Raw genomic sequence first — 16,830 nt, 5'->3', positions numbered from 1 at the left:
GTACTGGACTATTCTAATGTTAATTTCTCTCCTGCAAGATTCCCGCGAGTGAACGTATCGGGTTGCCATAAAAGAATTTCAGCCATTTCACCACTTTTCATATTGGCATCAATGACAATTACTTTTCCATTATATCGTGTTTCGATATGCCTATGCGTAGTATGCCCAACAATTATATTTGTGGCTTTAAAATGTTGTAGTAATTGATCTATCTGATTATCTGTAGCAAGTTCTCCTTGAAAATAGCCTCTATAGTAAATTGGACCATCACCTCTATGCAGATAAGTTCCTAACTCATTACGGCCATTTGACAATTCACTTTCAATTAATTGATTTTTAAATTCCCTATTTATCTCATTAAGAGATATCCCTTTAGTAACTAAATCTGGATGTAAACCACCATGAGTAAATAATAAAGTATTTATTTTGACTACAACAGGACGTGTACGTAGCCAATTTCCTAGTACGGTTTCATCCGTAAAGAAAGTGTGAAATGGTTTTCCCAAAATAGTAGCAACCTCTGTGTATTTTGGATGTACAGAGCGTAAATTTCCGTTAAGTACCATAACATCATGATTCCCAAGTAATACGTGTACTTTTCCTCCTTGCTCTTGTGCCTGATTTTCTAAGTCATATAAGAACCATAATACCTCAGTAACTTGAGATCCTCTATCAAAAATGTCGCCAGCAACAACAAAATGTCCTTGCCCAAAACTCCACTTCCCTTGTTGATTTATAATATTATTGTTTTTTAAGAGCTTTATAAATGTGTCATACTGACCGTGTATATCACTAATAGCTGCAACTTTAGAAACTCCTTGATATTCCAGTTGATCTTCTTCTTCCAAATTTCCAGGATGAAGTGCAACGCTCATATCTTCATATTGTATGGTTTGAGAGGTTATAGAAATATTCTTTTCCAGATGAGTTTCTCCTTTGTGTATCCAAATAGCAGTGCGTCCTGCTTCTGATTCCTGTACATATGGACCATCACTAACACCCTCATAAGGAATGTTAAGTACTTCTAATACTTCTCGAATGTTTTCTTTTTTTGCTACATCAATAGCAGAGTAATTGTCTTGAAGAATTTGATTAGGGTTTACGCCATAATCTAGTAATAACTTAATAGCTTTTATATCCCTCCCTTTAATAGCAAATAACAATGCCGTTTGCTTATCAGTACTTATATAGTTTATAGCAGCTTTATGATTTATAAGTTCCTTAATCACTGTATGATTTTGATACGCAATAGCATACATGAGTGGAGATATCCCTTGGCAATCTAAATTTGGATTGGCTCCATGATCAAGTAAATACTTTGTAACCGTGTGTTTTCTATCATTTTTTATAGCATAAAATAATAATGAAAACCCTTGCTCGTCTATCATATTGATATCATTCCCTTTATCTAAAAATATTTTTACAGCAGAGATATCTCCTAGTTCAATACTTTGATAAATAGTATTTTCTGCAGTCGATTTTTTAGAATTAAAACGATCGCTAATTTGTTCCTTTGTGAGCTCTCTAGCCATATTTAAGGATAATACCTTACCACTTCCTGAAGTCCAATTACCTGTGATTTTTGTTCCAGAAATAGTACCTACATAACTACCTTCTGAGTGAATAGTAAAACTGAGTGTGGTATCAGAAATGATAAGATCTTGCATAGGAATTGTTGCAATCCCCTTTGAAGCTGGTCCCATATAACCAGTAAACATTCCAGCGTCTGACAGCTCAAAACGCCATAAAATACCAACAGATTTTTCCTCACTAACGATAATATTACCTTCCCAATTTCCTGTAATACTATCAGTGTGAGTAATAGACTGTTTCTGTGCATAACCCTGAGTACTACTCATTATAAATAGGATGACTGATAAAAACAACGTATGTATAAGATGTGTTTTCATAAAATTTGAATTGATTTTAAAAATATGTGCACTCATTGGATTGTTCGCTTTTGATTGAATTGATGTGCCAAACCTACTATGAGAATAGAGGAAGAAAAAAGAATTGTGATGAACTGGCGCATTCATGTGATACACTCTGTTTTATTCTTTAAGAAAGGAGTTCATCCCGCTTTCGCGAAAGCATAGCCCTAAAAAACACTTGTTTGTCAACTTTTTTGGAAGGTGTTACTTATATGATTAATATTGACTCTATAATATCTAGATATGTCAATACTATCACGAAGTAAACGTCCATTAACAGCTTTAATACTTGCATTCTTATTTATGACGAGTGGTGCTTTTATTATTTTATTGGGGCTTGTAAATACAGGCGGACTCTTCTTCTATACACCTATTTTGATATTATCTTATATGCCGATTTATTGGTTTATAGAACATAAAATGACTCCTCAAAAACTTCTGAGATGGAAAAAGAAAGAAGTTTGGGCAATTATACTATGGCTATCTTTATTACAAACTATAGGTATTATAGAATCTATAGTCTATAAAAAATCGTTGATTTTCATTTTTATAATTGTATTCATCGTACTTATAATACTTATAACAAAGTATTTAAGTCCTACGAAGGTAAAAATCAACCAATCATCAAGTTATAACAAAGTATTTTTTTGGATGATAAGCGCTATCATATTCACAGCCATAGCTTTGTTTATTACTGCTTTATCAACAGAAATAACAGAAAGAGGTACACTGGTCCTATTAGAAAACGATGAAGATCTCGTTGAGACTTTACTTTCTATTTTGGTAGTTATTTTATTCTTTTTTCTACTAAGCTGGTTAATTTGGCAAATAACATCTGCTATACGCCTTAGAAATGAAAGCAAGAAAACAGAAGTACTACATTTACAGAGTCAGGTTAATCCGCATTTTTTCTTTAACACCCTTAACAACCTATACGGTCTTGTAGCAGAAGATACAGACAAGGCACAAGCATTGATACTAAAACTTTCTGATATGATGCGATATAGCATCTATGAAGGTCAAAATGATCGTGTATCTATTATACAAGAAGTCACTTATCTCAAAAATTATGTAGCGCTTCATAAAATGCGTTATCATAAAGAAATTGACATACGATTTACAACAGATATTCAAGATGAAAATGCGCAAGTAATGCCATTATTGTTTATTTTGTTATTAGAAAATGCGTTTAAGCATGGAATTGAGGCATTACATACAGACGCCTATGTATCAATAGACATCAAAAATACAACAGAGCAAATCTGTTTTTCAATAGAAAATAAATATGATACTGCTCAAATACCTGAAACCCCTGGAATAGGTTTAAAAAACTTAAAACGAAGATTAGCATTGGTATATCCTAAAAAACATACATTATCTTTTGACATTACAAAGGAGCTATATAAAGCTCAATTAATAGTAAAAACTCAATGATTAGATACCTTATCATAGACGACGAGCATATTGCACACGGAATTATCAAAAGATATTGTGACTTAGTACCTAATATGCAGTTAATGAAGAATTGTTATGACGCATTAGAAGCTATCGAGTATCTCAATGCACATACTATTGATCTTATTTTTTTAGATCTTAATATGCCAAAACTAAAAGGGTTTGATTTTTTAAAAACCCTATCTACTCCACCCAAGGTTATTGTGACTACGGCATATCAAGAATTTGCACTAGAAGGATATGAACTTAATATTGCGGACTACCTCTTAAAACCATTTAGTTTTGAACGTTTTTTAAAAGCAGTAAACAAAGCTACAGCAAGCATTACACCTCCTACTCCTAAAACGACAACAACAGTTATTGAAAAAGAAACCAATGCTGCTACAATTTTTCTTCGTTCTAATAAGAAGTATACACAAGTAGCTGTAAACTCTATTTTGTTCTTAGAATCTGCTGGTAATTATGTAAAAGTTGTAACCACAGAAAGTACGATTACTGTACGAGATAAAATTACAGATGTACTAGCCAACTTGCCTAAAAGTGAATTTATACAGGTTCATAAATCATTTGCTGTTGCCAAAAACCATATAGACACCATAGAAGGCAACCGTATAGTTATACAAGGAACTATTGTTCCTATAGGGCAAACCTATAAATCTAATATACACATGCTCTTACAATAGGTTCTTTTTATCATTTTCTATATCTTGTAGAAAACAAACCATTAACTAAGAAATTTCATGGCAACAAAAGATATGATTTTAGGCAAGCTACAAACGCTTATCACCGAAGATTTTAACAACCCTGAAGCAGCATTTGCTTTTTTTGATAAAGATGGAAATGGTTCTTTGTCTAAAAAAGAAATTGTGCGACTTCTTAAAAAAGCAGAAATCTCAGGTTTTATTAGAGGTTTCGTTGCTTCCAAACTTATTGAAGGATATAGCAAAGATGGCGACGCTCAAGTAAGCTGGGATGAATTTAAAGCAGCGCTAGACGAGATAAAAGAATAATTACACATTCTTTTCTTTCCAATATTTGCCACCAACCCATCGTACTCCGTAATAACATAGATACCGTTTAGTTTTACCAATACCTTCTTGTTTCATATGATTAAGGAAGATCGTATCTGCTTCTAAACGATTAATGTATATAGCAGTATCGGTTTTCTCACTTGTGATCTGATGATCTTCCCCTATATAGAGTTTTCCTTTATATTCATATAGGTAATCGTGTACTAAAGGTGCAATGATAGAGAGTTCAAAAGGTGCAATAATTGCCCATAAAAGACGAGGCACTGAGGCAAGATCAAAATTAAACTTCTCTGGTATCTGTAATTGATACGGATCCGTCTGATCTTTTACTTGAATCCCTACTTGTACATTTTCTTCCAGTATCCAAATACGTTTTCCTTGATCCCAACTTATTGTTGGATTAGGTAAACTTGATCCTCTAATTTTGATTTCAAGATTAGAAATACTCTTAAATAGCTGAAGTCGGACAAGGCTTTTAGGTAAAATCCATATCAATACTATAATAAGTAAATCTTGAAAAACATGAAATATCGTAATTAAAGATTTGGATTGTACTTTTTTCTGGCAAACCATATTATTTACTCCATAAGAGCTTTCGCTAGAATCACTATTATCAAAAAAGTTAGTAATAAATTTAGAAGGTGTCACTATTTCTAGGGGTCCACAATCATGTTGCTTTTTAAGTTCTGATAGTAGATGCTTTCTATCTTTTTGCACTCCTATAAGCGCTCCTAAATTTGCCATTGTAAATGCGACAAAACCTAAAATAAGTACATATCGTGTTGCTTTTGAATTCAAGTGCTTTGGAAAGGATATTAATGCCGCAAGAATTCCAAAAACAACGGTGCTATAAATTGTCCATAACGTTTGAAAAGAATCAAATCGTTGATACAATAAATCTAATAAATCGTGGTCTGTCATAAAGGTGTCACTTAATTATAGATAGATGATATAAGGCATTAATCATTCTTAGTACGCTTTCGCGAAAGCGTATACAACTTACTCCTTAACTTCCATTATAATGAATGATAAATAACGTGCTCCTTTCTTCTTTAGATACCCCGATCCCATCTCCAGACTCGGCAACAAAATTAACCCCTGTAGCTGTTCTAAGCTCTTTTGCAATTCGATCTGCTACAGATTCATTTTCAGGAGTATAATACAAAACAACAGGGTATTTTGAGAAGAATGACATCTGTCTTTCCCAGTCTGGAAAAACCTCAACATTATATTGATTATTTGCAAGCACTTTTCTAGCAATTATTTTTGCTTTTTTATTTGGTTTATAGGAATAAAACTTAATATTTAACTGATGGTTTTTTACTGTATCAATACTTGATGAATCTATTTCATACTCTAATTGAACGGTGACTTTTTTCCAATCATATCCACGTTTTCCTTTAAATTGCTTGACATTTTTTATTGGGACCTTACGTTTTTTGAGTTTAGCGACAAGTGTATCTATATAATTTTTGTTTACAAGCTCTCCGTAATAGATCGTATTTACTCTTTTGTCATCATTTACGCGATAAATAGAATCAAAATAATAGGTAGGAGTCTCTGTACCTCGGATGACTTCCATAATTGCATTACTATCATCGTTAGGGCGTCTATAATATCGTACAGGAATACTATCTGTAGCCAGTTTTGATACTTGTAAAGCGAGTTTTTGAATAGAGTCTATAGAACTTATAATAGCACTTCTATCTGCTGGAGTGGAGGTTAATATGCGTTGTTTAATATTCTCTAACTCTTCTACATATACTTCTGATGTAAATTGTATAATAGAATCCTTGTTTTCTTTTGCAATATAGATGTCTGCTTCTTTACTTTTTTCGACAAGTGCTTTTTCATTATCTGCATCTTTTTCAATCTTAACTCCTCTTGTATAGAAATATAAAACTGCAAATATTCCAAGAATTATAAAAAAACCTATCAGATTAGAATAGTTTCTTTTTTCTCTTTTAGATTCAAGCTCTCTTATTTTATCGTCTAATTGGCTACTCATGATCTATATTTTTGCTTCTACGATTCTTCTAAATTGTTTATTTAACATGCGTATTTGATCATCCGTCATTTGATCAGACAACTGGAATTCATTTTCTAAAATGATAATAGATTCTAGCGCTTTCTTTATACGTTCCAACTTATCAAAAGGCCATTTTAAAGTAAAAAGTGGCAAACCTCCCAAAGAAGAAAAAACAGCATTTATATTTTCAAGACTTAAGGAACTCACGATTAATACTCCAGATACCAGAATCAAAACAACGATAATTCCATAATAAAAGCGTTTGTCTTTAATTCGATTTTTCTTTACAAGAACAATATTTTGTTCAGATACGAGTGTTGCTGGTTTCTCTTTTTCCTTTTTCTCTTTTTTCTCTTTTTTCTCTTCTTGATTTATTTCTTCTTGAGGAACAATTTCTTTATCTGGCTTTGTACTTTGTATATGTCTAGGTATCAACTCTTCATCATATCCATCTAGACCAACAACACTTTTTGCAGTATCAAATGAATCTTTTACAAATTTTCCATTACAATGAGATGTATAAAAGGCTCTAGCAAAACTCAATGCAGTATCATTAGGAACTTGTTCTTTCATTCCTATAATATGAAAACTAGGTTTGGTTATGTTTTCTATTCCAGATAAACTAAAACAGGCATTTAAAAATACGGTTTCTATATGGTCATCAAAATTTTCAAGAAACTTACAAAACTTTGATACAGAGACTTCTTTTTTATGTCCTTCACTGTCGTGAAAAAATAACACCCCTTCTTCATTTCCATGCCCCGAAATATGTAGTACCGTAGGTTTAATAAGTTCTAAGTACTGATGCAAATCGTCGGTAGTTACTGCTCCTCTAGATTCAAAATCAAATATATCACGATGTATACTTAGGTCCAAAACTTGCCTGAGCGCCTTCTCTTCTTCGTCTAATCTAAGATTAACGGTTCCTATCGGATTAATTTTTATGAATAGTATCTTTTTCAAAACGGTGGGGTCTATAATTTTAAATTATTCCTGGATTGAGATCTACTACGAGAACGAGTGGTAATCACTTCATCTGATCTCACATCAACAGCGTCTAAAATAAGTTCTTCTGGAGTACTCTCAACAAATACTTCTTTTGCTTCTGCAAATTTTAATTTTCCTATATCTTCTATAAAAGAGACTCGTACCTGATAGGTCTCAGCATCTTTAAAATCTAAAAATGGATCATGTGCTTCTGGTACTTCTCCACGTACTACGGGTTTTACAATTCTACGTTGCTCTAATAATCCTTTTTGACTAGTTAAGAAACCTGTACGGTGTAATTCATTATCTCGTACATAATAAATCACTTTATAAAAAAGCGTTGGGATTTGCACAACGGTATTATTAACATCTGTTACAAAATCAGGATCATTATCTAATAGTAAAGGTCCTGTCATCATCGAAATTTTAAGGGATTGCTTTACAACCTCATGATGTAATATATAATCTTCTATTCGTCTCCAAACTCCTCTATTTAAACGATCAACTTGAGGTACTGCATTTGTGAAATAAAATGTAGAAGCCGCAGCACTTCTAGCTGTCTCTGTGTTTTCCCCCCATTGTACATCTTCTCGTTTTGTAAGATGTCCTTTATCAAAATTACTCTTCTCAGCGCTATATAGCTCTTTTCCAAGTTGACAATCTTTTGGTATGCGTTCATCCTTTTTCCAAGAATCACTTCCGCCAGAAAAAACATCTGCCCTTTTAATACTTTTAAATAAAGATCCATCTATGTTTGCTGCAGTGTAATATGGAAATTTTCTGAATGGACTTTGAAAAACACTATAGTTTGAATAGTCTAAATAATAGTCATCCATAGAAAAATCTTGAACATCAAACTTCTGAACCTCCTTATGGTGAATAGTAGGCACCTCCACAATATGATCTCCGAGAAAATTAGATGAATATGCCATGATTTTTCATTTTATATATAAAAAACTCCATTAAAAATAACATATATTTTTCTGATTGTCAGTTACAAAACGTTATTATAGTTGTTATTCTTTTAATTTATTTATCTCTTCTTTAATTTGTTTTAATTGTTTTAATAGCGTCACATCTTTAATATAATGTTCTAAAAAACTTATTTGTAATAGTTCTATACTTATATATCTAGGACTATATAACTGTTGGAATACATCCTTGAATTTATGAACGATATCTAATTTGGTATTTGCTACAAAATTTGTCATAAAGAGTTTTAATGCGTACCCAACTTCTGAAATTCCAATACGTACTTCTAAGTCCACATTTGAAGTATCTTTTGTAGTAATATCCTTGTAAAGAGTGAGTATATGAGTTTTAACATCATTTTCTCCATGAAAAGCTTCACAAGTACCTAGGCGTTCTAATAATGTTCCTTCACCTTGTAATTCTAAAAAATGACCTATAAAAATCATATTAGTTATGGAGTCTAAGCAATGTGCATCATATATATCATTGGAAATAGAAAAACTTTCTCCATAGCTATCAAAAGCTTTGGTTAGATAATAGATGGCGTCTTTTTCTACAGTTTTTGTTTTTCTTTTTGACGTAGAGTTTACTTTCAATTGCATGGAAGCAAACTTATATGCATTTGCTATGATATTTATTCTTCCAGGGTTTCTACCTATAAGTGCTAAGAATTCTATTTCTTTTAATTCTTCTTCTAATGTCTTTTTATCAAAATTTCTAGTTTTAATTATGCAATATTGTTCTAAAGCACCAATAGAAAAGGTTCCTTTTCCGTATTTAAAAAGTTCTTTGAATTTTTGACAGGCAATATCATATTCGTCTAACTCATTATATATCAATGCTTCTTTTTCTAACACGATGGCATCAAGTAAGTTTGATTTTTCTGCCTTTTCTAGGTATCTATTTAATTTTTGTAGTGTTTGTTCTTTATTATTCTTACGATCCCTTATTGCATTTAGCAAATTATCCAAATCAGTATGCACTTGAGAATCTATTACATAATCTAATAAATCTTCTTTGCTGTGCTTTCTATTACTAAATGTGTAAAATTGGTTTCCATAGCATTGATAAGCGCCCCAAGTATTTGTAGCACGATGATTTTGGAAACAAGACATTCTTGCTTTTTGTACAGAGATTCCAAAATTGTACCCTAAAAGCATATTCTTATAAAAAGTTTCAGAAAAATCTTTTGCTGCGGCATCATCTACAGCCCAACCAGAAATAATAATAGCTTTCACACCCATTTCTATAAGTTGTGTTCCTACATTGGCTGCCAATCGATACCTATCTCTACTATAGGAGTCATCTGATGAATTCATTGCTCCAGAATAACAGCAATTGATAAATACAAATTCTGGTACATACCCAATTTGTCTTAATTTTTGAGGGTCAATATAAATTCCATCTCCTATAGCAATACCTACTCTATCATTATCTATATCATAAAGCCCATGCCCAGCAAAGTGCATAATCTTATATTGTTCATTATACAACTCTGTCGTAATAGTTAATGAAGATTCATTAATACAAGAATATGTTTTATAATCATTATCATTCAGCGTATTGGCTACCCACTCTGCTTCTACTTTTGCTGCAGGAAGTTGCGGTAACGTGTTTTCATTATAAATTGGATCTCCTATAACCAGTACATTCTTATTGTTATGCCCTACTTGCTGAAAACGTTCAATATCTGATGTAACTAATTGTCTTATAAATGTAGATCCTACAGCAATAGGCATATCATCTTTCTTGGAATGATGTAATAATTCCCAAGGAATTTCTGCAGATTTTTTATCGACTTTGATTATTAAATTTCCTTGATTTCTAAATACATCTTTAAAGCCATTAGGAATCAACATTTCAAATAATGTTTTTGATAAACGTCTGTCCCAACTCGAAGTATGTGCCTGTTGTTGTAATAGATGTTTTATATCTTTAAAGTCTATACCTATAAATTCTTCTTCAACACGTGCTAACCCATTAGACGCATAGTATTTAAACCCTTTATGTTCTCCCGCTATAGTATCTTCACTTGTGATATGAAGATTATACCAAGATGTATACGTGTTTGTAGTAAATGTCTGCTTCTTCTTAGCACCTGTCCTACGTACAATTCCTTTATCTAGTATAAATGGAATACGAATATCATCATATTTAATTTTACTTAATGAAAAATAAGCTTGGCTAGCAATAGATTCATAATAGTTTATGATTTCAATATTAGTAATCGGTTTTAAACCTTGCTTTGCTCCAGTTTCTTTTAGGTATAAATTAGCTTTAGCAACTCCTAATAAAATTCCTTTTAAAGATTCTTCTATAGGAAGTTTACCATATCCTATTCCCATTAATATAAAAGAAATACCTGTTGCATATTTTTTGGCTTGCGGAAGTGTATAGTTATCGCGCATAAACATAGCATACTTTAATACTGCATTTTTTACAGTTTTAGAAAGTAAGAATTGTGTCAATGTCTCTGTAGTACCTAAACCACAAATAATAGCTCCTTTAGGTTGTGTTTCTAAATTAAAAAACACTTCACTCTCTCCTATTTTGCCTGGGTAATATCCTATTCCCATACGTTGTGATAAGCGATCTTCTAAATATCCATCTAGCGCTTTTTCTGCACTCAGAATAAGGTCCATAAAGAAATGCCCAACCATGACTGGATAATATGCTTCTTTTAGGTCTCCATTTACAACGGTTACTTGAAAGGCATCTGATGTTATCTCTTTGTGTTTTTCTGTGCCAAATACTGCATTTACTACTGCATCAGAGTCTACAAGAGGTTCAACAAATTCATGTACATCCATGATTACCTCTTCTCCTCTAGTATTAGAAGGTGGTTGTGCTTCTAATTTATTGGTTTTACCCCGTTCTAAAAGTTCCATAACCCCATCAAATATAGACGGTTCGTTTGCTAACTCCCCATGACTTGTATTGGTATAATACAAGTTATTGCTTTTTAATAGTTGTTTTGGTATTCCTGTCTTCCAAGTAACACTTCCATCTCCATGTGAAGTTGCTCTATATACGAGTTTTTTATGCTTGGATAAAAATCTGTTTTTATACGAGTAATCACATACCGTTTTATCTGCTTTACCACATACATAATAAATTTTTTGAAAGAAATCACTTTTCTCTTCCGTATCTAGTTCTCTTAAGAATGTGAGAATCTTATTTCTATAGTCACTAAATTTTGATAATGAATCCTTATTATCAGAAAGAGAGAGATCAGGCATACGTTTTAAATTTGCCTTTGTCTTTATTTTATTCCAAAATGTAGCAGTCCAAAATTTTCTTGTTGAGATTTCTTCTACTGGTAATAATTCAAAAACTCCTGGGAATTTCCAAAAAACTTCTAGTAAGTCTTCTCTATCATTTCTAAAATCAATCATAGCGAGTTGCTTTACGCGTCTGCTATGACCAGTAAGAACTTCCATAATAAGATACGATCCTAACCAAGGCGTACCTAGCATCACATATTTATTATTCTGGGGCTTCATAAATGCTTCCCAAGTTTTTGGGAAATCTATCATACACTGTCTAGCTAAAAGCCCTCCCATAGAGTGTGCGACAATATGTACATTTACATTTCCTTTTAACATTCTTTTAATAAGGGCATCCAATCCCACTGCAGCTTCAGAGACAGATTTTCGCCAATCAAACTCATAAGAAACTACATCGTATTTTGAAGAAAAATGATCTCCAAACTCCTTATAGAATTTTTCTACAACTCCAGAAGCTTTTACATTCTTTGCTTTAAAAGATAGCTTATCTACAATAGCACCCTTGTTAATAGCTTTCATTTGAATCCATTGGTCTTTCCCCCCAACACTAAGTGTAGATCCCATGATACCAGGAATTAATATCATCACATCTCTGGTAATCACTTCAGGCTCTTTAAACCTATATCCAGCTAAGGATAACTTATCTAGTAAAATGCCGCGTTGACCGTCAGCATATATCTCTTTAGTATATAGATTTAGGCTTGCTTTTGTAGTAGATACTAATGCTTGTTCTATAGCATCACATGAATTTTTATTTTTAAAATAATTAAAGTGATTGGTCTCGCTATCTTGAGAAGTAAATGTGTAAAACCCATCTGCGCGCTTTACTCCATGTGTCATACTACTTGTATCTACAACAAGATCATTTGCCGCTCTATAAAATAAATTGGCAAGTATTACTTTAAGTGAATCAAAAGTGGCTCCTCCAACTTCGGCATCACCAATAATATTATACAAATCACTCTCTACAGTAGTATCTGCAGCATTTAACATTTTTTGAAATAACGATCCAGGAATCATACTATTTAATCCTGATAAAACATCTGGATCATCTTTCTGACTAATCAATTCTAATAAAAAGGATTTTACAACACCATATATAGGGTTTTTAATACCAAAAGCTAAAGAGATGGTATTGAGCAATAAATTAAAGAAATGATCTACACGCTGTGATAAAATAGTTGTACCATTTGCAGGAGAAGCAACACGAACAATTTTATTGATTGTTATTTGCTTTTTGACTACAAGTTTATTGATCTCTTGTATTAAATCATATTCTTGTAGTTCATCCTTTCCATCTGCATCTGCTTTTTCCTTTTTCTTAAGAAAAATATCTTGTTCGTTTTTACTAAAACCTACTTCTTGAGTTTCATTATTGTTATAATCACATTTTGCAAGAATATCTGCTACAAGTCCTCCTCGTGAGTGACTTATAATATCTAAGTTACATTTATCGGGACACGATTTTAAAAAGTCTAATGCATTTTTTATAGGGCTCTCTGACAATGTGTAATGGTCAAAAGCCATAACATTATTTTTATATTGTTTCAGGAGCTTCTTCCATGTATCACTATCATTGAGTTGTCCAAATGCATCTATAGAAGAAGAGAGTGTTCCATGTATAAGTAATAAATAATGATTAGCATTTTTATTTTCTATAAACGGGACTCTTTTAAAATCACGATCTATAGTATATAACCCAGGGTTAGGTTGTGCTTTTTTATCATATTTCTTTCCAAGCTCTTCCATAGCAATTGCAGCAACATCTTTAGCTTTAAAAATGCTAAAAAACTTGACAACTGCTTGTTTTACGACACCTCTAGAATCACCTTGTGATGATATTTGAGTTTCAAATATATAATCATCATCTGTGGTCGATCGTTTCTTTAGAATACGTTCATCATATATTTCCTGAATATCTTCTGGATGCCCTATCCACTCTGTATTATCAGAAAAATGAAGTGCTACCAAGTCAGTATCATCAAAATCGACTTTAATTTCTTTACTATCAGATCTCGTCGTCGAAAGCTCTATATACTCTTTTAATTCAAAATTAGAAGCTACTTCAGGGGGTAATGAGATACTCATTTCTACCGTATCGATCCTGTTTCCGTATAATTTTGCTTTTTTAGTCATGGAATAGCGTTTATATATATCTATAAAATTTTATAGATGAATCAATTAATATCACAGACAAACCCCATGATATATAGGATCATCTAGTGTGTTGTTTATTATTTTTGTGGGAATTATTTAAACTAAGGGAATCTAAATATACAAAAAAGAATATCATTTCTTTTAAAAGTATACTGACAACACCTTGTAAAACATTCATTTATACATATTCCCGTTTCCTTAAAATACACGTCTAATTGTCTTATATCGTATACTACGGAGATTGTACGTAGTATTAAATACCCAATAAAGAGGATTATTTCTAAGTACGCTTTCGCGAAAGCGTAGCTCTTAAAATTAGTACTACTTTTACAGTATGGAAGACTCAAATAGCGACCTATTATTTGATTTTATAGCAAAAACTGTTGATTTATCTCTGAGTGATAAACAGTCTTTACTAGAAAAACTTACTATAGAACCCTATGATAAACATACTATAATCATACCTCAAGGACAAGTATGTAAGAACTTACGTTTTGTAGTTTCAGGAATTTATAGAGTATACCGGATTGAAAACGGAAAGGAGATTACTAGTTATTTTAATTATGAATCTAGAAATCCATTTGTTGCCTCTTTTGTAAGTCTCTTAACAGAAACTCCGAGTCAAGAGGTCGTGGAATGTATTGTTCCTGGAAAATTACTCTCTATAAAATATACAGATTGGACTTCATTATATGATATAAGTCCTACATTAAATACCTACGGAAGACGTATGGCGGAGTTAAATTATGTACTTGCCATGGAGCGTATAGAATCTTTACAATATAAAAGTGCTACGGATCGATATACTTCGTTTATGAAGCTCTACCCTGCTCTACTTAACTTGATTCCGCATCACTACATCGCTTCTTATATAGGAGTCACTCCAGAATCCTTAAGTCGTATACGTAAACAATCTTAATATATTTAAAATCTTACCATACATCAATGCAAATCGTTCGTATAGTTCTCAACTTTGAACTATGGAAAACAAACATATATATCAGGATTGGTTAACTCTTTCTCAACTCGCAGATAATGCTATTACCATCGCATGTTTTAACGAGGTAGAAAAGCGATATACGCAAGAAGATAGGTATTACCACACTTTAATACATATCAAAGATCTATTTGATCACATTAAAAGAGCATCGGTTTCAAAACTAGAAAAACAGTTATTGGCACACGTTGCCTTATTTCATGATGTGATTTATAATTCTAGAACAACGGATAACGAATTTCAAAGTGCTGAGTTTGCAACTCCTTGGCTGAAGCAACTAGGTTTAGAAAAGACACATCAAGAGATTATCTATAAAATAATTCTTGCAACTTCTAATCACATATCTAGTAATCCATTAACGCAGCTATTTCTAGATATGGATCTTTCTATTCTTGGTGCATCACCAAAAAAATATAAGGAGTATAGTGATGTTATAAGGAAAGAACACCTACAGATACCTCTATTACTCTATAAACAAGGCCGTAAACGTTTTTTAAAGCAAATGCTACAAAGAACTCACATCTTTCAAACTAGAGCGTACCAAACTAGTTATGATGTACAAGCGCGTATTAATATTCAAGAGGAGTTAAAAACCCTATAGGTTATGTACATAATATCATATATACAAGGTTTTCCTGTCATCGAGATCGATCATTTTCTTACAGATCAAGAAAGTGATACACTGTTAGCATCAAGGATGCAATGTTTTAAAAAAGCAAGTAGCCACTACCCTAGTTATTATAGAGATAATGATAGGTATGTAGAAGACGCTCCAAAAACTGCTAACGAGTTATTTTTAAAACTTAAAAACCTTGATATCAAAGAAGAAGACTTTTCTACTAAAACGGTACGCCTTAATGAACGTATTCGATTTTGCAGGTATATGGAAGGTCAATCTTTTTCTACACATCAAGATGGTGTTTATTTTCCTAACCACTCGCAGGCATCAAAATACACATTCCTACTCTATTTAAATGATAATTTTACAGGAGGGGAAACAGAATTTTATAATACTAAACTTGCCATAAAAGCAACTAAGAACATCAAACCTCAAAAAGGGAAACTTGTAATATTTGATCATCGTATTTGGCATAAAGGAAATATAATTACAGGTGGGAATAAGTATATCTTAAGGTCTGATATCATTGTAAATGCACCACCATTAGAAACACACCATCAAGGTTACATATGGAACTTAACACAACTAGATGATACTCGATTTATAAGTTGTGGAAGGGATACTTATATCAAAGTATGGAATACAGATCTAATCTTGTTAAATACTTTTAAAATTCATTCAAAATCTGTTATAAAAGTTGTACAACTAGATCAAGATCATTTAATATCCTGTTCTAGGGATTTTACACTAAAAAAATGGAATCTTAAAGGAGAAGTACTTGCTTCTATACGTTTTTCTGAAATGATTATATCAATTCAAAAATACCATCTTGATACTATTATTGCTGCTGGAACCAGTGGAACACTCTATCTATTAACAAATAAACTTGTTATAAAACACACGCTTAAAATTCATGATAATTGGATATGGGATATCATTTTACTTCCAGGTAATAAGATCATAAGTTGTTGCGAGGATGGGTCTATTCATATAACAGACTTAATTACACAAACGTCAATATATGTCTATAACTATGAGAAACCTCTATTTTGTATGCATCTACAGGATACAACAGTATATGTAGGGGCTAAAGATGGATATGTACTGCAACTATGTTTGACTACTCAAAGAGCAGAAAAAATTAAAATACATCAAGATGCAATAAGGTCGATACTACTGCTAGAAGAAATAGATTTATTTACCTGTGGTGAGGATAATCGTGTTATTTCTACAAATATACATTCATATATTTCTCAAAAATGTTCTCAATCTTCAAATTTCATACAAGACTTTTTAATTGTAAAGAATACATTATATACTGCCGGATATAATGGAATTATACAGAAAATAAAAATAGAAGATTAA

12 protein-coding genes are annotated in these 16,830 nt (G+C 32.1%); 6 read left to right on the top strand and 6 right to left on the bottom strand.

Annotated elements, in window-relative coordinates:
* Positions 1-8 precede the first annotated feature (8 nt).
* The gene (locus tag ABJD27_RS01215; protein ID WP_348173258.1) at positions 9-1,910 is read right to left on the bottom strand and encodes an ankyrin repeat domain-containing protein; all 1,902 of its coding nucleotides are present in this window, start codon (positions 1,908-1,910) and stop codon (positions 9-11) included.
* 264 nt (positions 1,911-2,174) lie between these two features.
* Between ABJD27_RS01215 and ABJD27_RS01210 the strand changes: the two genes are divergently transcribed.
* Genes ABJD27_RS01210 through ABJD27_RS01200 form a run of 3 tightly spaced genes read left to right on the top strand, consistent with a single transcriptional unit; the run spans position 2,175 to position 4,396 of the window.
* Positions 2,175-3,365, top strand: a complete 1,191-nt coding sequence (locus ABJD27_RS01210; protein WP_348173260.1) for a histidine kinase — start codon at positions 2,175-2,177, stop codon at positions 3,363-3,365.
* On the top strand, positions 3,362-4,069 hold the full coding sequence (locus tag ABJD27_RS01205; RefSeq protein ID WP_348173262.1) for a response regulator transcription factor: 708 nt from the start codon (positions 3,362-3,364) through the stop codon (positions 4,067-4,069). The genes ABJD27_RS01210 and ABJD27_RS01205 overlap by 4 nt, the downstream gene beginning before the upstream one ends.
* Positions 4,070-4,126: 57 nt before the next feature.
* Positions 4,127-4,396: an EF-hand domain-containing protein gene (locus tag ABJD27_RS01200; protein ID WP_348173264.1), complete on the top strand. Its 270-nt coding sequence runs from the start codon at positions 4,127-4,129 to the stop codon at positions 4,394-4,396.
* On the opposite strand, the gene ABJD27_RS01195 is transcribed toward ABJD27_RS01200, so the two are convergent.
* The 5 genes from ABJD27_RS01195 to ABJD27_RS01175 form a co-directional block, all read right to left on the bottom strand.
* On the bottom strand, positions 4,397-5,338 hold the full coding sequence (locus ABJD27_RS01195; protein WP_348173266.1) for a DUF1353 domain-containing protein: 942 nt from the start codon (positions 5,336-5,338) through the stop codon (positions 4,397-4,399).
* An 85-nt stretch (positions 5,339-5,423) separates the two neighbouring features.
* Positions 5,424-6,425 (bottom strand): hypothetical protein, encoded by a 1,002-nt coding sequence (locus ABJD27_RS01190; protein ID WP_348173268.1) that lies wholly within the window; start codon positions 6,423-6,425, stop codon positions 5,424-5,426.
* 3 nt (positions 6,426-6,428) lie between these two features.
* Positions 6,429-7,409 carry a CHAT domain-containing protein gene (locus ABJD27_RS01185; RefSeq protein ID WP_348173270.1) on the bottom strand — a complete coding sequence of 327 codons (981 nt, stop codon included), beginning with the start codon at positions 7,407-7,409 and terminating at the stop codon, positions 6,429-6,431.
* An 11-nt stretch (positions 7,410-7,420) separates the two neighbouring features.
* Positions 7,421-8,365: a DNA/RNA non-specific endonuclease gene (locus tag ABJD27_RS01180; RefSeq protein WP_348173271.1), complete on the bottom strand. Its 945-nt coding sequence runs from the start codon at positions 8,363-8,365 to the stop codon at positions 7,421-7,423.
* 84 nt (positions 8,366-8,449) lie between these two features.
* The gene (locus ABJD27_RS01175) at positions 8,450-13,828 is read right to left on the bottom strand and encodes a CHAT domain-containing protein (RefSeq protein ID WP_348173273.1); all 5,379 of its coding nucleotides are present in this window, start codon (positions 13,826-13,828) and stop codon (positions 8,450-8,452) included.
* 355 nt (positions 13,829-14,183) lie between these two features.
* On the opposite strand from ABJD27_RS01175, the gene ABJD27_RS01170 reads away from it, so the two are divergent.
* The 3 genes from ABJD27_RS01170 (at position 14,184) to ABJD27_RS01160 (ending at position 16,830) form a co-directional block, all read left to right on the top strand.
* Positions 14,184-14,768: a Crp/Fnr family transcriptional regulator gene (locus ABJD27_RS01170; RefSeq protein WP_348173275.1), complete on the top strand. Its 585-nt coding sequence runs from the start codon at positions 14,184-14,186 to the stop codon at positions 14,766-14,768.
* 61 nt (positions 14,769-14,829) lie between these two features.
* Positions 14,830-15,447, top strand: a complete 618-nt coding sequence (locus tag ABJD27_RS01165; RefSeq protein ID WP_348173277.1) for a hypothetical protein — start codon at positions 14,830-14,832, stop codon at positions 15,445-15,447.
* Between the two features lie 3 nt (positions 15,448-15,450).
* On the top strand, positions 15,451-16,830 hold the full coding sequence (locus ABJD27_RS01160) for a 2OG-Fe(II) oxygenase (protein ID WP_348173279.1): 1,380 nt from the start codon (positions 15,451-15,453) through the stop codon (positions 16,828-16,830).

The sequence above is a fragment of the Dokdonia sp. genome (genome assembly GCF_039945015.1).
Classification (GTDB): domain Bacteria; phylum Bacteroidota; class Bacteroidia; order Flavobacteriales; family Flavobacteriaceae; genus Dokdonia.
The sequence above is the reverse complement of the archived record's forward strand: the minus strand, read 5'-3'. Positions and strand labels throughout refer to the sequence as shown.